This is a genomic window from Enterobacter sp. E20 (assembly GCF_000801755.2).
Taxonomy (GTDB): Bacteria; Pseudomonadota; Gammaproteobacteria; order Enterobacterales; family Enterobacteriaceae; genus Enterobacter; species Enterobacter asburiae_B.
This window is the reverse complement of sequence record NZ_CP012999.1, coordinates 1191391-1207065: the sequence shown is the minus strand read 5'-3', so window position 1 is coordinate 1207065 and position 15675 is coordinate 1191391. Positions and strand designations below refer to the sequence as shown.

Genomic DNA, 15675 nt, shown 5'->3' with positions numbered 1-15675 from the left:
TGATTTATCGAATTTTTCACAGCTCTGGTTGACTGACAACGACGGAAAAGGCATAAGTTAAAGCGAAATATTATTAGCCATCCGGATGTCCAGACATAACATCGGGTTAGCGCTTCCGCAAAAAGGACACCATCATGAGCAACACCGATATCCGCGTCGTGCCTGGCCCGGCGAACTACTTCTCTCATCCCGGAAGCCTTGCGCAGCTGGATAACTTCTTTACCCCGGAACAGCTTTCCCGCGCGGTGTGGATTTACGGCGAGCGCGCTATCGAAGGCGCGCGCCCTTTCCTGCCGGCGAGCTTTAACGCGCCGGGAGCGAAACATCTGCTGTTTAAAGGCCACTGCAGCGAGCGCGACGTCACCCATCTGGTGAATGAATCCGGCAGCGACGCCAGCGTGGTGATTGCCGTCGGCGGCGGCGCGGTGATGGATACCGTCAAGGCCGTGGCGCGCCGCTTAGGGGTGCCGTTTGTGGGCATCCCCACCATTGCCGCCACCTGCGCGGCGTGGACCCCGCTCTCCGTCTGGTACAACGATGCCGGTCAGGCGCTGCATTTTGAGATCTTCGACGACGCCAACTTCCTGGTGCTGGTGGAGCCGCAGATCGTCCTTAACGCCCCGGCGGAGTATCTGCTGGCGGGCATCGGCGATACGCTGGCGAAGTGGTACGAAGCGGTGGTATTGGCACCAGAGCCGGAGAACCTGCCGCTGACCGTGCGGCTGGGCATCAACGGCGCGCTGGCGATCCGCGACGTGCTGCTGGCGCGCAGCGAAGAGGCGCTGGCCGACCAGCAGCGCGGCGAACAGACGCAGGCGTTCCGGGACGTGGTCGATGCAATCATCGCCGGCGGCGGGATGGTCGGCGGCCTGGGCGAACGCTATACGCGCGTGGCGGCGGCGCATGCGGTACACAACGGCTTAACCGTGCTGCCGCAGACGGAGAAATACCTGCACGGCACCAAGGTTGCCTACGGCATTCTGGTGCAGAGCGCCCTGCTCGGTCAGGACGACGTGCTGGCGCAGCTGGTCGCGGCGTACCAGCGTTTTAACCTGCCGACCACGCTTCGCGAGCTGGACGTCGACATCAATAACCGCGACGAGCTGGATCGGGTCATCGCCCACACCCTGCGCCCGGTGGAGTCGATTCACTATTTACCTGTTACGTTAACGCCTGACGTTCTGCGCGCCGCGTTTGAGAAAGTGGAATCCTTCAGCCGTTAATTGCCCTGACCGACTATACCTAATGATGATTCTTACCACTCTCGTAACGAGGTCATCATGCAGATCGATTTAACAGGTAAAAAGGCGTTGGTTACCGGTGCCAGCCGCGGATTGGGTCGCGCGATTGCCCTGTCGCTGGCGCGCGCCGGTGCGGATGTGATTATTACGTATGAAAAAGCTGCCGATAAAGCCCAGGCGGTCGCCGATGAGATTAAGGCGCTGGGGCGACACAGCGAAGCCGTGCAGGCCGACAGCGCCAGCGCGCAGGCGATTCAGGATGCCGTCACCCATGCGGCGCGTTCCCTTGGCGGGCTGGACATTCTGGTCAACAACGCCGGGATCGCGCGCGGCGGCCCGCTGGAGTCCATGACGCTGGCGGACATTGACGCCCTTATCAACGTCAACATCCGCGGCGTGGTGATCGCCATTCAGGAAGCGCTGGTGCACATGTCCGACGGCGGGCGCATTATCAACATCGGAAGCTGTCTGGCAAACCGCGTGGCGCAGCCGGGCATTGCCGTTTACTCGATGACCAAATCGGCGCTGAATTCCCTCACCCGCGGGCTGGCCCGTGATTTAGGGCCACGCGGCATAACCGTTAACCTGGTGCACCCCGGCCCCACCAACAGCGATATGAACCCGGAAGACGGGGAACAGGCTGACTCTCAGCGTCAGCTTATTGCTTTGGGTCATTACGGTCAGCCGGAAGACGTCGCGGCGGCGGTCACGTTTCTTGCCAGTCCGGCGGCCGGGCAGATCTCCGGTACCGGCCTGGACGTGGACGGCGGTTTGAACGCCTGATCGCAATCTCCCTGCAAGCCTCTGTCGCCCGGCAGAGGCGTTTCCGAGCGCCCTCGACGGTTCGCGTTTTGCCGCTTTCTCCGGTTATTTCCCCGCTCTAAAGTACCCCATTAGAAATTCGGAATTTATCTAATAGCCTTATTATTTCCTTATACTTTGTGTGGGCGTACAGTGGAGGTACGGATGAAGATTGTGTGGTCAAAGGTAGCAAAGAAGTCGTTGTCCCGAATTGATAGTCGCTATCGACAACGCATTGAAACAAAACTGGCTGAACTGGATGACCGCTCGGCTTCCCGGCCCGATATCATAAAAATATCGGTTTTAGAAAATCATTACCGGTTACGCGTAGGCGATTACCGCATCCTTATTACGCTGCGGGACGATCCCGATAACGATTGTTATGTTGTGGACGTTAAACGCAGAACATCAACCACTTACCTGCATGAGGAAAGAGCTCCCTATGGCTGTTCAGCTGATTAAGGACAATAATGGGAAAACACAGTTCGTGGTCATGCCCTATGACGAATACTTCCGTATGTGCTTACAGATGGCAGAGATTGACGACGAAACCGACGATGATTTGGAGGATATTGAAGTCGAACACGATTGCTATGATGACGTGGAATTGCCCGGAGAAGTGTGCAGCATCATGACCTGGCAGAACGTCAGCCTGCAGGCCGCGTGGCGTATCCTGCGCGGCATGTCCCAGCAGGAGGTGGCTGAGAAACTCGGCATCACCCAGTCCGCCGTGTCACAACTGGAAGCGCTGGACTCACGTCCGCAAAAGCGCACCCGTGAAAAGCTGGCTGCTATCTACGGCTGCAAGCAGGAACAGATCAGCCTCTATTTACCGAAAGAGGGTTAACAGCACTTCGCCCCGCCCTTGCCGCCGTAGCGGGCGTCCTGGCGGTCGCGGAAAAATTCTTCGTAGGTCATGGGCGTCTGGTCCGGATGGTTGACGCGCATATGCTCGACGTAGTTGTCGTAGTCCGGCACGCCAATCATCATTTTGGCGGCCTGGCCCAGGTATTTACCTGCTTTGGATAGAGTGTCGAACATAATCAGTTTCTCGTTTGTTTCCGGCCCTCTCCCGGAGGGTGAGGGCGGAGAAGAAATGTAGGCCGGGTAAGGCGAAGCCGCCACCCGGCAAACAGGTTAGTGCGCCCCTTTCGCCTGGGTCACAATCTCTTCCAGGTTTTCAGGCATCGGCTCGTACGGCGTCTCTTTCGCCGTTGGCTGATCGTTTTTCAACGCCGCCAGCGCGGTCTTGAGAGAATACAACGCCAGCACCACGACCACCACCATAAAGAAGATAGTCAGCCCGGCATCCAGACGGTTGTTAAACACCAGCTGGGACAGCTGCGACTCGGTGTACTGCGCCGGGATCTTGCCGCTGTCGATCATCGCCTGGAACTTGTTGGCGATCGCCAGGAAGCCCACCTTGTTGTCCGGGCTGAAGGCTTTCTGCCAGCCCGCCGTCAGGGTACAGATCAGCAGCCACGCGGTTGGCACCAGTGCCACCCACGCGTAACGCTGGCGCTTCATCTTGAACAACACCACCGCGCAGAGCATCAGCGCCATGCCTGCCAGCATCTGGTTGGCGATACCAAACAGCGGCCACAGGGTGTTAATCCCGCCGAGCGGATCGACCACGCCCTGGTGCAGGAAGTAGCCCCACGCCAGCACGCACAGCGCCGTCGCCAGCAGGTTAGCCGGGAGCGAATCGGTACGCTTCAGGTTCGGGGAGATCACCCCCAGCAGGTCCTGCAGCATAAAGCGCGCCGCACGGGTTCCCGCATCCACCGCCGTCAGGATAAACAGCGCCTCGAACAGGATGGCGAAGTGATACCAGAACGACACGTCCATCAGCCCGCCCAGCGCGCCGTGAAGAATATACGCCATGCCGACCGCCAGCGTCGGCGCCCCGCCCGCACGGGAGATAATCGACTGCTCGCCCACCTCACTGGCGATGCTCGTCAACGTATCAGGGGTAATCGCAAAGCCCCAGCCGCTCACCACCTGCGCGGCGGACGCCACCACGTCAACGGTGCCAGCCGGTGCCAGTACCGCCATCGGGCTGTTCATCGCGAAGTACACGCCCGGGTCGATAATACAGGCAGAGACCAGCGCCATGATGGCGACAAAGGATTCCATCAGCATACCGCCGTAACCGATCAGGCAGGCCTGATTTTCATTCGCCAGCATCTTCGGTGTGGTTCCGGAAGCGATCAGCGCGTGGAAGCCCGACACCGCGCCGCAGGCGATGGTGATAAACAGGAACGGGAACAGGTTACCGGTCCAGACCGGGCCGGTACCGTCGATGAATTTGGTTAACGCAGGCATGGTCAGGGTCGGACGCATAATCAGAATGCCAATCGCCAGCCCGACGATGGTGCCGATTTTCAGGAACGTAGAGAGATAGTCACGCGGAGCCAGCAGCAGCCATACCGGCAGCACCGCCGCCACAAAGCCGTAGCCCACCAGCATCCAGGTCAGCTGGACGCCGGTAAAGTCGAAGAACGGCGCCCAGGTCGGGCTTTCCGCCACCCAGCCGCCGGAGATAATGGCGAACACCAGGAATACCAGGCCAATTACCGACACCTCACCAATGCGGCCCGGGCGCAGGTAGCGAATATAAATCCCCATAAACAGCGCCAGCGGAATGGTGAAGGCAACGGTATAGGTCCCCCACGGGCTGTGGGTCAGCGCTTTCACCACGATCATCGCCAGCACCGCGAGGATGATCACCATGATCATAAAGGTCGCCACCAGCGCAATCACCCCGGCGGTTGCCCCCATCTCCTCTTTCACCAGTTCACCCAGAGAACGCCCGTCGCGGCGGGTCGAGACGAACAGCACCATAAAGTCCTGCACCGCGCCCGCCAGCACCACGCCCGCGAGGATCCAGATCATCCCCGGCAGGTAGCCCATCTGCGCCGCCAGCACCGGCCCCACCAGCGGACCCGCTCCGGCAATCGCCGCAAAATGGTGACCGAACAGCACTTTTTTGTCGGTCGGCACGTAGTCCAGCCCGTCGTTATGGCGGACGGCAGGCGTCATGCGCGTCGCGTCAACGCCCAGAACGTTCTTCGCGATATAGCGGCCATAAAAACGGTACGCGATCAGATAAATGCAGACGGAGGCGACGACGATCCAGAGCGCATTGATCTGTTCCCCCCGGTTGAGGGCGATATAGCCCAGGGCAAAGGCTCCCACAACGGAGAGCCCTGCCCATATAAGGTATTTCCCTGAGTTGTTCATAGTTGTTGTCCGTTGTTGTGAAACAGTGAGATGTTACATTTTGTTTCTAGAACAACCGGAAAAATTTAACAACTTTGAAACGCAATAATGCGTGGTCAAACCAGAGATTTACACCACAGTGTTAAGCCGATCACTTTGATCTCCCTGGCTTAGCCCAACACCATCGTACTCAACCGACAGGTACAGCACCGCCGCCCCTGCTCGTCGAATACCACAATCTCCCAGCTCTGGCTCGAACGCCCCAGATGCAGCGGCTGGCAAACGCCGCGCACTTTGCCGTGAGAGACCGCACGATGGTGCGTGGCGTTAAGCTCCGTCCCCACCACGCTCTGCCCGTCACGGGTCATCAGAAAGCCGGCCATCGACCCCAGGGTTTCCGCCAGCGCCGCCGACGCGCCGCCGTGCAGCAGGCCAAACGGCTGATGGGTACGCGCATCCACCGGCATCTCCGCTTCCAGCGTGTCGTCGCCGAGGCGGGTATAGACGATACCGAGATGCGCCACCAGCGTATTCAGGCTGGTCGCGTTCAGCTCCTCGAGCGGTAAATGACGTTTCCAGATCATCTTACGCCCCCAGCGTGGAGCCGCCGTCCACCACGATATCCTGCAGGGTGATATGGCTGGCGGCATCGGAAGCAAGGAACAGCACCGTGCTGGCTATCTCCTGCGGACGAGCGATTTTGCCCAGCGGAATGCCGAGCTTGAACTGTTCGCCAAAGCCGCGAATACGCTGCTGCTCCGCGTCGTCGCTTTTCCACAGGGTGCGCTGCATATCGGTATCCGTTGAGCCCGGCGACACCAGGTTACAGCGCACGCCGCTGCCCGCCAGCTCCAGCCCGACGGTCAGGGCCAGGCTTTTCAGCGCCGCCTTCGACGCGCCGTAGGCGCTCATGCCGATGCGCGGCGTATGCGCCGCGTCGGACGCCACGGTGACTATCGCCCCGCCCTGCTGACGGCGGAACTGGCCCATCGTCTGCTGGAACAGGTTGAACGCGCCGCCGACGTTGACCGCGAAGGTCTGCTGCCAGTCCTCTTGCGAAAGCTGGTCCGTCGCCCCCATGCGCAGAATGCCCGCCGCGTTGACCAGCACATCCAGCCGTTCAAGCGACGCCAGCGCGCGCCCGCACACCTCATGCACCTGCGCGGCATCCGCCACGTCCAGGGTTTCAGTGGCGAACGGATAATCCCCCAGCGGAAACGCCAGATCGAAGCCGGTCACACGTGCGCCCGCCTCCACAAACGCCAGCGCCGTCGCGTAGCCAATCCCCTTACCCGCGCCCGTCACCCAGACGGTTTTACCGGTGAAATCCAGCCCCATCACTTCACCTCGCGGGACAGCAGCGCCCACCAGGCGTCGATGGTTGGATTTTTGGCCAGCATCACGAAGTCAATGTCGCCGTGCACTTTGCGCCAGCGGGCGGCCAGCGCCATCATGCGCACCGAGTCCAGGCCGTAGTCGATCAGGTTTTCGTCATCCATCGGCTCGTCGGACTCGTCCAGCAGCGGCAGGATCAGCTCACGCAGCGCGGCTTTGGTCGCCGGAACGGACGGCAGCAGCTCGTCGGTCATCACCACGCGGCCCGAGCGTCCAGCCACATAGTTCAGCGACATCAGGTGCTCGTCACGGGTGAAATCCGCCAGCGCGTCGGCGATAAAGAACGGTTTGATGTCGCGCATAAAGGCATCGGTGGCGGTGGTCATACAGCCGATATGGGCGTAAACGCCGGTAATCAGCAGCTGGTTGCGGCCGGTTTCTTTCAGCATCTGCTCCAGCGGCGAGCGGTGAAACGCGCTGTAGCGCCACTTCACCAGCACCGTGTCCGCTTCGTCCGGGGTCAGTTCGCGGACAATGCGCTGCTGCTCCGGCGAGCGGGTCAGGCCCGGCCCCCACATGTCGTTCAGCAGGGCGCGGTCTTCGTCGCTCTGCTCTTTCGGCTGAGCGGTGTAGTACACGGGAATATTGTGCGCTTTGCAGTAAGCGCGCAGTCTGGCGATATTCGCCACCACCTGCTGCATCATCGCGCTGTTTTCGCCCCAGAAGTTCAGGAAATACTCCTGCATATCGTGGATCAACAGCGCGGCACGTTCAGGCTCAAACGCCCAGTTCACTTTACTGGTCGGCAGTTCTGCGGCGGTCGGCAGCGCGTAAGCGGTTAATTTTGGAATGGCCATACTCTGTTCCTCAGCCCCGGGCGCGTTCAGCAAGCCACAGGCGCAACTGTTTCTTATCGACTTTGCCGACCGGCGTCAGCGGGAGCGCATCCACGCTCTCCACGCGGTCCGGCAGCTTGAATTCGGCAACGCCCTGCTCGCGCAGGAAGCGGCGCACCTCGACCGCGCGCAGGGGCTGTTTCACCACCAGATACGCGCAGCTTTTTTCGCCCAGCAGGCTGTCCTCCATGCTCACCAGCGCGGCGTGGATCACCGCCTCGTGGCGCAGCAGCAGGTTTTCAATCTCTTCAGCGGCGATCTTCTCGCCGCCGCGGTTGATCTGATCCTTCTCGCGCCCCTGCACGGTGATGTAGCCCTGCTCGTCGATGGCGATCAGATCGCCAGAGCAGTAAAAGCCGTCGGCGTCAAAGGCGCTGGCGTTGTGTTCCGGGCTGTTGAAATAGCCGCGGAAGGTATACGGCCCGCGCGTCATCAGACGCCCGACCTCACCGCGCGGCAGCGGATTGCCATGCTCGTCCGCCACCCACACTTCGTCGTCCGGGCACATCGGGCGGCCCTGGGTGTTGATGATGCGCTCCGGCAAGTCGTCGAGCGCGGTGTAGTTCACCAGCCCTTCCGCCATGCCGAACACCTGCTGAAGCTGGCAGCCGATTTCCGCCGGAATGCGCGCGGCAAGCGTGGCGGAGAGGCGTGCGCCCCCCACCTGCAGCAGCCTGAGGGACTTAAGCTGCGCGTTGCCCACGCCGTCGGCAATCGCCTGCAGCCACAGGCTCACCGCCGGAGGAACCAGCGAGGTGACGTTAATCTGATGCCGTTCAATCAGCGGGAAGCAGAGCGTGGCGCTTGGATCGTTCGCCAGCACCACGCAGCCGCCGGCGGTGAAGACGCCTAACGATCCCGGCGAGCTCATGGCGTAGTTATGCGCCGCGGGCAGCGCGTTCAGGTAACGGGTGTATGCATTGATTCCGCAGATCTCGTTGCTGCGGCGGATGCTGTAGTCGTAGTCGTTATGCGTGCGCGGGATCAGCTTCGGCGTGCCGGTGCTGCCGCCGGAAAGCTGGAAAAACGCCACTTCGTCGGCGGGCGTCGGGTTCGGGATGAAGTTGTCCGCAGGACGCGCAATTGCCGCTTCCAGGGCGTGTTCGTCCTTATCGCCGCGCAGCAGCACGACGCGAACCGAGCGGTGCGCATCCACAAAGGCGTTAAGAAAATCATCGCCCGCAAACAACGCGTGGTCGCGATCGGCAATCAGCGCGGCGGGTTTGATTTGCAGGGCGTAGGCGTTCAGCTCGCTGCGCTGATGGCTAAAGAGCGCGTTCACCGGCGCGACGCCGATTTGCAGCAGCGCGAAGAAAGTGATGTAGAACTCGGCCACGTTACCGAGCTGCACCAGCGCCGTCTCGCCGCGCTGTAGCCCGCGCGCCTGAAGAGCGGACGCCAGGTTGTTCACCGCCCGATTAAACGCGCGGTAGGTGATGTGCCGCTCGCCGTCGATAATCGCCATGGCATCGCTTTCAGCGCTATCCGTCAGGATGTGGGTCAGCGGCAGATCCTGCCAGTAGCCTTTTTCGCGGTAGCGGCGGGCGAATTCCTCAGGCCAGCGGGTAAAAGGAATGGTCATGAGCGATCCTTAGTGCAAGCCAAACACGTTGAGCATGGTGGAGAGCTTCACGCCCGTTTCGCGCCATTCGCCCACCGGCGAAGAGGCAGGCACAATGCCCGCGCCGGCAAACAGGCGAACGCTATTTTCGCGAAGACGCGCGCAGCGGATGGTCACCACCCACTCGCCGTTGCCTTCGCTGTCGCACCAGCCGACGATGCCGCCGAACAGCTCGCGGTCGAACGGCTCCAGCTCGGCGATCAGCTCTTTTGCCGCCTCATGCGGGAAGCCGCTCAGCGCCGGGGTCGGGTGCAGCAGGCAGGCCAGAGTCAGGGCGTTTTCGTTTTCACGCGCGTCACCTTCAACCGGCGTCGCCAGATGCCACAGCGTCGGCGTGGTGATGAGCTGCGGGGAAGACGGCATGCTCAGGTGGTGGCTTCGCGGTGCCAGAATGGCCTTCATCGCCTGGGTTACGAGATCGTGCTCGTGACGGTCTTTTTCGGAGGCCAGCAGCTTATTGCCCGCTTCGCGATCCAGCACGTCGTCCGGCTGACGGCGTGCGGAGCCTGCCAGCGGCAGCGAGCTAAAGTGCGCGCCCTCTTTACGCAGCAGCAGTTCGGGGCTGGCGCCGAGCAGCACGCCGCCGTCTTCCAACGGCACGTGGAAGTTAAAGCTCGCCGGGTTCTGGGCGATCAGCCGCTCCATCAGCGCACCGCTGTCCATGTATTTGTCGGTCGCGATATCAATCAGACGCGACAGCACCACCTTGTTCACCTGCGGCGTGGCGGTGAGCGACGCGGCGCGAGCAACCATCTCTTCGAACACGGTCTGCGGCGGTATCTCGGTGCGTTGTTCCACCTTCAGCGCCTGCGAGCCGGAAAAATAGCGTGCGGACTGCTGACGTGCCGGACGGGAAAAGGTCTGCCAGCGCTGTGGAATAAACAGAGAAGATGGCTTGCGGGTATCGAACGGGATAGCCCCTACCATCACCGGATGAGCGATACCGTTAGCTTTCGCATTCCGGAAGGCCTGGGCTAATTTTTGCTGGAATTGCCCGGCCGGATCGTCACCGCCGACGGCGGGTTCACTGAAGCGGGTAAAACAGCCTGAGGTAGTAAAACTGCGGTAAGGCGACATAAAGAAAAAGCTGTCTGATTGCAGCGTGGTCGCGGTGTGCTGAACTTCCTCAGCCAGGGACGTGTCCATATCATCCTCCTCAAAATGATAAAAGAAGCAATAATGATTATCATTTATATTTTCGTCGGCTAACCTAATCCCACATCGCTTCGCTGTCAACCGTCGGACAAATAACTTATGCGACAAAAGCTTGCATCCCTTCGCGGCAACCATGAAAATGAGAAGCATTATCTTCAACAAAAACAGGATGTCGCGCTGTGAAATTCCCTGCCCTATTCCGTAATACCCTGCTTTTATCTGGACTTTTTGTTTTAGGACTTGCCTCAGCCGTTGCCGCCGACTGGCCGCGTCAGGTGACCGACAGCCGAGGCGTTCACACGCTTGAGAGCAAACCGACGCGCATTGTCTCCACCAGCGTGACCTTAACCGGCTCCCTGCTGGCGATTGACGCGCCGGTCGTTGCCAGCGGCGCGACCACGCCGAACAACCGCGTGGCGGATGCGCAGGGCTTTTTGCGTCAGTGGGGCGATATTGCGAAACAGCGCAAGGTTGCGCGGCTGTACATTGGCGAGCCGAGCGCCGAAGCGGTCGCCGCGCAAATGCCGGATCTGATTTTGATCAGCGCCACCGGCGGGGATTCCGCGCTGGCGCTGTACGATCAGCTCTCCGCCATCGCCCCAACGCTTATCATCAACTACGACGACAAAAGCTGGCAGGAACTGCTGACGCAGCTGGGCAGCCTCACCGGGCAGGAAAAACAGGCCGCAGAGCGCATTGCCGCGTTTGATAAACAGCTCGCGCAGGTGAAACAGCAGATGAAGCTGCCGCCGCAGCCGGTGAACGCCATCGTCTACACCGCCGCCGCGCACAGCGCCAACCTGTGGACTGCGGAATCCGCTCAGGGCAAGCTGCTGCACCAGCTGGGCTTTACGCTGGCGGATCTACCCGCCGGGCTGCACACCTCAAAAAGCCAGGGCAAACGCCACGACATCATTCAGCTGGGCGGTGAAAATCTGGCGACGGGGCTGAACGGCGAAGGGCTGTTTGTGTTTGCCGGCGATCGGAAAGACGTGGATGCGATTTACGCCAACCCGCTGCTGGCGCATTTGCCGTCGGTGAAAAACAAACGGGTCTGGGCATTGGGAACCGAGACGTTCCGCCTGGATTACTACAGCGCGGTGTTGGTGTTAGACAGATTGAATACGTTGTTTAAGTAGGCATTTCCCTCCCTCTCCCTGTGGGAGAGGGCCGGGGTGAGGGCATCAGGCCGTACCGTCGTTCAACTCACTCTCCTGTCTGAACCGCCGCAATTCCACCAGCGCCACTAACAAAATAACGCCAATAATTGCCAGTACAAACCCGCCGCAGCTCGCCGAGGCCACCGGGGTCATCATCGCCCCCAGCCCGCCGAGGATCGCCGCGCCAATCGCATCCCCCGTCACGTTCTGAGCCGTCCACAGACCGTTAATGCGCCCGAGCATCCCTTCCGGCGTCTGGGTCTGGATCAGGGTGTACTGCAAAAGCGAGCTGATGGCGCTCAGCCAGCCGAAAATCACCAGACACAGCACCCCGAGCGCCCACACCGGCATCAGGCTGAAGAAGCCGATGGCGATAAACGAGGCCAGCGTGGCAAGCAGCATAATCAGCCCCGGACGCGCGTTCTGCGCCAGGTTGCCGCTGGTCAGCGCCCCGCACGCCGCGCCGAGCGGAATGGCAGCGTAGAGAATGCCAATCTCCGAGGCGCTCATCTGCCACTCTCCCGCCAGCGCCGGGTAGAGCACGCGCACGGCGCTCGCCATGGTCAGCAGGCCGCCGAGCAGCGCAATCCCGCCAATCAGCGGGTTGCTGAACAGGAAACGAATCGCGGCCATCAGCGATTTCAGCGGATGCTCGCGCGGCTGCGGCGGAGGCGGCAGCAGCGGCAGGCGCAGCAGCGTCAGCGTGGTGATAAAGGTTCCCGCCGCCGCAAGTCCATAGTTCCAGGCCACGTTGCCGGTCGCCAGCAGCAGGCCGCCCACCATCGGCGAAATCACCGAGCCCAGACGCACGGTGAGCATGGTGATCGCCCCCGCCTGCATCAGGTTCTCGCGCCCGACCAGCGCGGGCGTCGCCGCCAGCAGCGCCGTCACGCCCAGCGAGGCGAAGAAACCGTCCCACAGCCCCAGGGCATAAATCGCGAGCAGCGACGGCTCCGGCAGCATCGCGTTCAGACACAGCCCAATAAAGCCCACGCCGCAGGTGCCGCGCGCCAGCAGGATCAGCTTTTTACGCTCGTAGCGGTCCGCCAGCACGCCGCCGACCATCAGGCCGATGAACATCGCCCCGCCGGTTAAGGTGACGGATAACCCCACCAGCCAGCTGGAGTGCGTCATGGTCTGGATCTGGACCGGCACGGCGACGCCAAGCAGCCCGAGGGACAAAATGGAGATAAAGCGAGCGATAAAAACGGCGCGATACGCCGGGTGCGTTTTCAGCAGGCTGAGGTTGAGCAGCCAGGATTTTTGATTCATGACAAAGCCTTGAGTCTATTTCTACCCATTCCATGGGCGCACATGCTAACATAGCCAAATAAGATAGATAACGATAATCACTATCATTATCAAATCATGGATGTTGCTATGTCGTTTTCCTCTTCCGCGGTGCGCGCCGTTGCCGTGCCCGTTTTATTGCTGCTGTTGATCCTTGCGACTTCACTCAGCCTGCTGGTTGGCGCGAAGCCGCTGCCCGCGTCCGTTATCGTTGATGCGCTCTCCGGCACCTGCCAGAGCGCCGACTGCGTCATCGTGCTCGACGCCCGACTGCCCCGCACGCTTGCCGGACTGCTGGCCGGTGGCGCGCTCGGCCTTGCCGGTGCCCTGATGCAAACCCTTACCCGTAACCCGCTGGCAGATCCCGGTATTCTCGGCGTTAACTCCGGCGCCAGCTTTGCCATCGTGCTCGGCGCGGCGCTGTTCGGGTTGACATCTCCTTCCGAGCAGCTGGTGATGGCCTTCTGCGGCGCGCTGGCCGCCTCGCTGGTGGTCGCCTTTACCGGCAGCCAGGGCGGCGGGCAGCTGAGCCCGGTACGCCTGACGCTTGCGGGCGTAGCGCTCGCGGCGGTGCTGGAGGGCTTGTCCAACGGCATCGCCCTGCTCAACCCGGACGTCTACGACCAGCTGCGCTTCTGGCAGGCCGGCTCGCTGGATATCCGCACCCTCGAAACCTTAAAAGTTGTGGCGATCCCGGTCATTATCGCCGCCGCCGTGGCGCTGTTTTTAAGCCGGTCGCTCAACAGCCTGAGCCTCGGCAGCGACACCGCGACCGCCCTCGGCAACCGGGTGGCGCGCACGCAGCTGATTGGTCTGTTCGCCATCACCGTGCTGTGCGGCAGCGCGACCGCCGTGGTCGGTCCGATCGCCTTTATCGGCCTGATGATGCCGCACATGGCGCGCTGGCTGGTGGGAGCGGATCACCGCTGGTCGCTGCCGGTCACGCTGCTGGCAACCCCTGCCCTGCTGCTGTTTGCCGACGTGCTGGGTCGCCTGCTGGTGCCCGGCGAGCTGCGCGTCTCGGTGGTCAGCGCCTTTATCGGCGCGCCGGTGCTGATCTTCCTGGTACGCCGTAAACGCGGAGGTGGCGCATGATGGCCCCGTCCCGTCGTTTACTCACCAGCGTATGCCTGCTTTGTATTGCCATTCTGCTGCTGGCGGTCTGGAGCCTGCGCAGCGGCGCGGTGACGCTCGATTTTGCGCAGGTGCTTAACGCCCTGCTCGGCAGCGCGCCGCGCAACATCACCATGGTGGTGACGGAGTGGCGTCTCCCGCGCGTGGCGATGGCGATTCTGGTCGGCGCGGCGCTCGGCGTGAGCGGTGCGATATTCCAGTCGCTGATGCGCAACCCGCTCGGCAGCCCGGACGTGATGGGCCTTAACACCGGGGCCTGGAGCGGCGTGCTGGTGGCGATGGTGCTGTTTGGTCAGCACCTGACGGCCATTACCTTCACGGCGATGGCGGGCGGCATTCTGACGTCATTACTGATCTGGGCGCTGGCCTGGCGCAACGGTATCGACACCTTTCGCCTGATCATCATCGGGATCGGCATCCGCGCCATGCTGATGGCCTTTAACACCTGGCTTTTACTGCAGGCCTCGCTGGAAACCGCGCTCTCCGCCGGGCTGTGGTACGCCGGATCGCTCAACGGCCTGACGTGGGGCAAAACCTGGCCCGCCGCGCCGCTGATTTTGCTGATGTTTATCGGCGCGCTGCTGCTGGTGCGGCGCATGCGTCTGCTGGAGATGGGCGACGACAGCGCCTGCGCGCTGGGCGTGGGCGTCGAGCGCTCGCGCCTGATGCTGATGCTGGTCGCCGTACTGCTGACCGCCGCCTCCACCGCGATTGCCGGGCCAATCTCGTTTATAGCCCTCGTGGCACCGCACATCGCCCGGCGACTTAGCGGCACGGCGCGCTGGGGATTAACCCAGGCGGCGCTGTGCGGCGCGCTGCTGCTATTGGCCGCCGATCTCTGCGCCCAGCGGCTGTTTATGCCTTATCAACTGCCGGTGGGCGTGGTGACCGTCAGCCTCGGCGGGATTTACCTCATCGTCTTGCTCGTTCAGGAGTCACGCAGGAAATGACTGATTCAACCACCCGCTTGCGCGGCGAAAACTTAACCCTCGGCTACGGCAAAAAAATCATTGCCCGTGACTTATCCGTCGCCATTCCGGACGGCCATTTCACCGCGATTATCGGCCCGAACGGCTGCGGCAAATCGACCCTGCTGCGCACCCTGAGCCGCCTGATGACGCCGGCTGAGGGCAGCGTGTTCCTCGACGGGGAGCAGATCCAGCGCTTCGTCAGCAAAGAGGTGGCACGGCGCATCGGGCTGCTGGCGCAAAACGCCACCACGCCGGGAGACATCACGGTGCAGGAGCTGGTCTCGCGCGGACGCTATCCGCATCAGCCGCTGTTTACCCGCTGGCGCAAAGAGGATGACGAGGCGGTGAACCGCGCGATGCAGGCGACGGGCATCACCGATCTTGCCCAGCAGAGCGTGGACACCCTCTCCGGCGGGCAGCGTCAGCGGGCGTGGATCGCGATGGTGCTGGCACAGGAAACGTCGATCATGCTGCTGGACGAGCCGACAACCTGGCTCGACATCAGCCATCAGATTGACCTGCTGGAGCTGCTGAGCGAGCTGAACCGCACGCAGGGGTATACCCTGGCGGCGGTGCTGCACGACTTAAACCAGGCGTGCCGCTACGCCACGCATCTGATTGCGCTTCGCGACGGTGAGATTGTGGCGCAGGGCGCGCCGAAAGAGATTGTGACGCCGGATCTGATCGAGCGGATCTACGGCATGCGCTGCATGATTATTGACGATCCGGTGGCGGGTACGCCGCTGGTGGTGCCGCTGGGCAAGCGTGCGGTCTGATGCCCTCACCCCGGCCCTCTCCCACAGGGAGAGGGAGCAAAGCATCCCCTCGCCCCGTTGGGGAGAGGGTTAG

The 15675-nt window shown here is 61.8% G+C and carries 16 protein-coding genes; 8 read left to right on the top strand and 8 right to left on the bottom strand.

The window, feature by feature from the left end; genetic code table 11:
• Positions 1-134 precede the first annotated feature (134 nt).
• The 4 genes from NI40_RS05560 (at position 135) to NI40_RS05550 (ending at position 2889) form a co-directional block, all read left to right on the top strand.
• Positions 135-1223, top strand: coding sequence for an oxidoreductase (locus NI40_RS05560; RefSeq protein WP_039264082.1), 1089 nt, complete (start codon positions 135-137; stop codon positions 1221-1223).
• A gap of 57 nt (positions 1224-1280) precedes the next feature.
• The gene (locus tag NI40_RS05555; protein WP_039264081.1) at positions 1281-2024 is read left to right on the top strand and encodes an SDR family NAD(P)-dependent oxidoreductase; all 744 of its coding nucleotides are present in this window, start codon (positions 1281-1283) and stop codon (positions 2022-2024) included.
• 183 nt (positions 2025-2207) lie between these two features.
• Positions 2208-2504 (top strand): type II toxin-antitoxin system RelE family toxin, encoded by a 297-nt coding sequence (locus tag NI40_RS22525; RefSeq protein WP_039264080.1) that lies wholly within the window; start codon positions 2208-2210, stop codon positions 2502-2504.
• On the top strand, positions 2485-2889 hold the full coding sequence (locus tag NI40_RS05550; RefSeq protein WP_039264079.1) for a helix-turn-helix domain-containing protein: 405 nt from the start codon (positions 2485-2487) through the stop codon (positions 2887-2889). The genes NI40_RS22525 and NI40_RS05550 overlap by 20 nt, the downstream gene beginning before the upstream one ends.
• Here NI40_RS05550 and NI40_RS05545 read toward each other — a convergent pair.
• From NI40_RS05545 to entC, 7 genes are all read right to left on the bottom strand, one after another.
• Positions 2886-3083, bottom strand: a complete 198-nt coding sequence (locus NI40_RS05545) for a YbdD/YjiX family protein (RefSeq protein WP_006809671.1) — start codon at positions 3081-3083, stop codon at positions 2886-2888. The two genes, NI40_RS05550 and NI40_RS05545, sit on opposite strands and share 4 nt — an antisense overlap.
• Before the next feature lie 96 nt (positions 3084-3179).
• Positions 3180-5285, bottom strand: coding sequence for a pyruvate/proton symporter CstA (cstA, locus tag NI40_RS05540; RefSeq protein WP_033144900.1), 2106 nt, complete (start codon positions 5283-5285; stop codon positions 3180-3182).
• A gap of 149 nt (positions 5286-5434) precedes the next feature.
• Positions 5435-5848: a proofreading thioesterase EntH gene (gene entH, locus NI40_RS05535; RefSeq protein ID WP_023310710.1), complete on the bottom strand. Its 414-nt coding sequence runs from the start codon at positions 5846-5848 to the stop codon at positions 5435-5437.
• 1 nt (position 5849) lies between these two features.
• Positions 5850-6605 carry a 2,3-dihydro-2,3-dihydroxybenzoate dehydrogenase EntA gene (entA, locus tag NI40_RS05530; protein ID WP_039264077.1) on the bottom strand — a complete coding sequence of 252 codons (756 nt, stop codon included), beginning with the start codon at positions 6603-6605 and terminating at the stop codon, positions 5850-5852.
• Positions 6602-7456 carry an isochorismatase gene (locus tag NI40_RS05525; RefSeq protein WP_033144898.1) on the bottom strand — a complete coding sequence of 285 codons (855 nt, stop codon included), beginning with the start codon at positions 7454-7456 and terminating at the stop codon, positions 6602-6604. The genes entA and NI40_RS05525 overlap by 4 nt, the downstream gene beginning before the upstream one ends.
• Before the next feature lie 10 nt (positions 7457-7466).
• Positions 7467-9077, bottom strand: coding sequence for a (2,3-dihydroxybenzoyl)adenylate synthase EntE (entE, locus tag NI40_RS05520; protein ID WP_039264076.1), 1611 nt, complete (start codon positions 9075-9077; stop codon positions 7467-7469).
• Positions 9078-9086: 9 nt separating this feature from the next.
• Complete coding sequence (entC, locus tag NI40_RS05515; protein ID WP_039264074.1) at positions 9087-10262, bottom strand: isochorismate synthase EntC; 1176 nt, start codon at positions 10260-10262, stop codon at positions 9087-9089.
• Positions 10263-10450: 188 nt separating this feature from the next.
• Here entC and fepB point away from each other — a divergent pair, with 188 nt between their 5' ends.
• Positions 10451-11410: a Fe2+-enterobactin ABC transporter substrate-binding protein gene (gene fepB, locus NI40_RS05510; protein ID WP_039264072.1), complete on the top strand. Its 960-nt coding sequence runs from the start codon at positions 10451-10453 to the stop codon at positions 11408-11410.
• Positions 11411-11455: 45 nt separating this feature from the next.
• Here fepB and entS read toward each other — a convergent pair whose 3' ends face one another.
• Positions 11456-12703, bottom strand: coding sequence for an enterobactin transporter EntS (gene entS / locus NI40_RS05505; RefSeq protein ID WP_039264070.1), 1248 nt, complete (start codon positions 12701-12703; stop codon positions 11456-11458).
• Positions 12704-12811: 108 nt separating this feature from the next.
• On the opposite strand from entS, the gene fepD reads away from it, so the two are divergent.
• From fepD to fepC, 3 genes are read left to right on the top strand one after another with little or no spacing between them, the layout of a single operon-like run.
• On the top strand, positions 12812-13816 hold the full coding sequence (gene fepD / locus NI40_RS05500) for a Fe(3+)-siderophore ABC transporter permease (protein ID WP_039264069.1): 1005 nt from the start codon (positions 12812-12814) through the stop codon (positions 13814-13816).
• Entirely contained in the window at positions 13816-14805 is a 990-nt protein-coding gene (gene fepG, locus NI40_RS05495) for an iron-enterobactin ABC transporter permease (protein ID WP_127353338.1), read from the top strand. The genes fepD and fepG overlap by 1 nt, the downstream gene beginning before the upstream one ends.
• Entirely contained in the window at positions 14802-15602 is an 801-nt protein-coding gene (fepC, locus tag NI40_RS05490) for an iron-enterobactin ABC transporter ATP-binding protein (RefSeq protein ID WP_039264066.1), read from the top strand. Before fepG ends, fepC begins: the two co-directional genes overlap by 4 nt.
• Positions 15603-15675: the final 73 nt, after the last annotated feature.

Coding starts and splice junctions, on each gene's coding strand:
- NI40_RS05560 (WP_039264082.1), top strand. CDS start 135: ATGAGCAACACCGATATCCGCGTCGTGCCTGGCCCGGCGAACTACTTC.
- NI40_RS05555 (WP_039264081.1), top strand. CDS start 1,281: ATGCAGATCGATTTAACAGGTAAAAAGGCGTTGGTTACCGGTGCCAGC.
- NI40_RS22525 (WP_039264080.1), top strand. CDS start 2,208: ATGAAGATTGTGTGGTCAAAGGTAGCAAAGAAGTCGTTGTCCCGAATT.
- NI40_RS05550 (WP_039264079.1), top strand. CDS start 2,485: ATGGCTGTTCAGCTGATTAAGGACAATAATGGGAAAACACAGTTCGTG.
- NI40_RS05545 (WP_006809671.1), bottom strand. CDS start 3,083: ATGTTCGACACTCTATCCAAAGCAGGTAAATACCTGGGCCAGGCCGCC.
- cstA (WP_033144900.1), bottom strand. CDS start 5,285: ATGAACAACTCAGGGAAATACCTTATATGGGCAGGGCTCTCCGTTGTG.
- entH (WP_023310710.1), bottom strand. CDS start 5,848: ATGATCTGGAAACGTCATTTACCGCTCGAGGAGCTGAACGCGACCAGC.
- NI40_RS05525 (WP_033144898.1), bottom strand. CDS start 7,456: ATGGCCATTCCAAAATTAACCGCTTACGCGCTGCCGACCGCCGCAGAA.
- entE (WP_039264076.1), bottom strand. CDS start 9,077: ATGACCATTCCTTTTACCCGCTGGCCTGAGGAATTCGCCCGCCGCTAC.
- entC (WP_039264074.1), bottom strand. CDS start 10,262: ATGGACACGTCCCTGGCTGAGGAAGTTCAGCACACCGCGACCACGCTG.
- entS (WP_039264070.1), bottom strand. CDS start 12,703: ATGAATCAAAAATCCTGGCTGCTCAACCTCAGCCTGCTGAAAACGCAC.
- fepD (WP_039264069.1), top strand. CDS start 12,812: ATGTCGTTTTCCTCTTCCGCGGTGCGCGCCGTTGCCGTGCCCGTTTTA.
- fepG (WP_127353338.1), top strand. CDS start 13,816: ATGGCCCCGTCCCGTCGTTTACTCACCAGCGTATGCCTGCTTTGTATT.
- fepC (WP_039264066.1), top strand. CDS start 14,802: ATGACTGATTCAACCACCCGCTTGCGCGGCGAAAACTTAACCCTCGGC.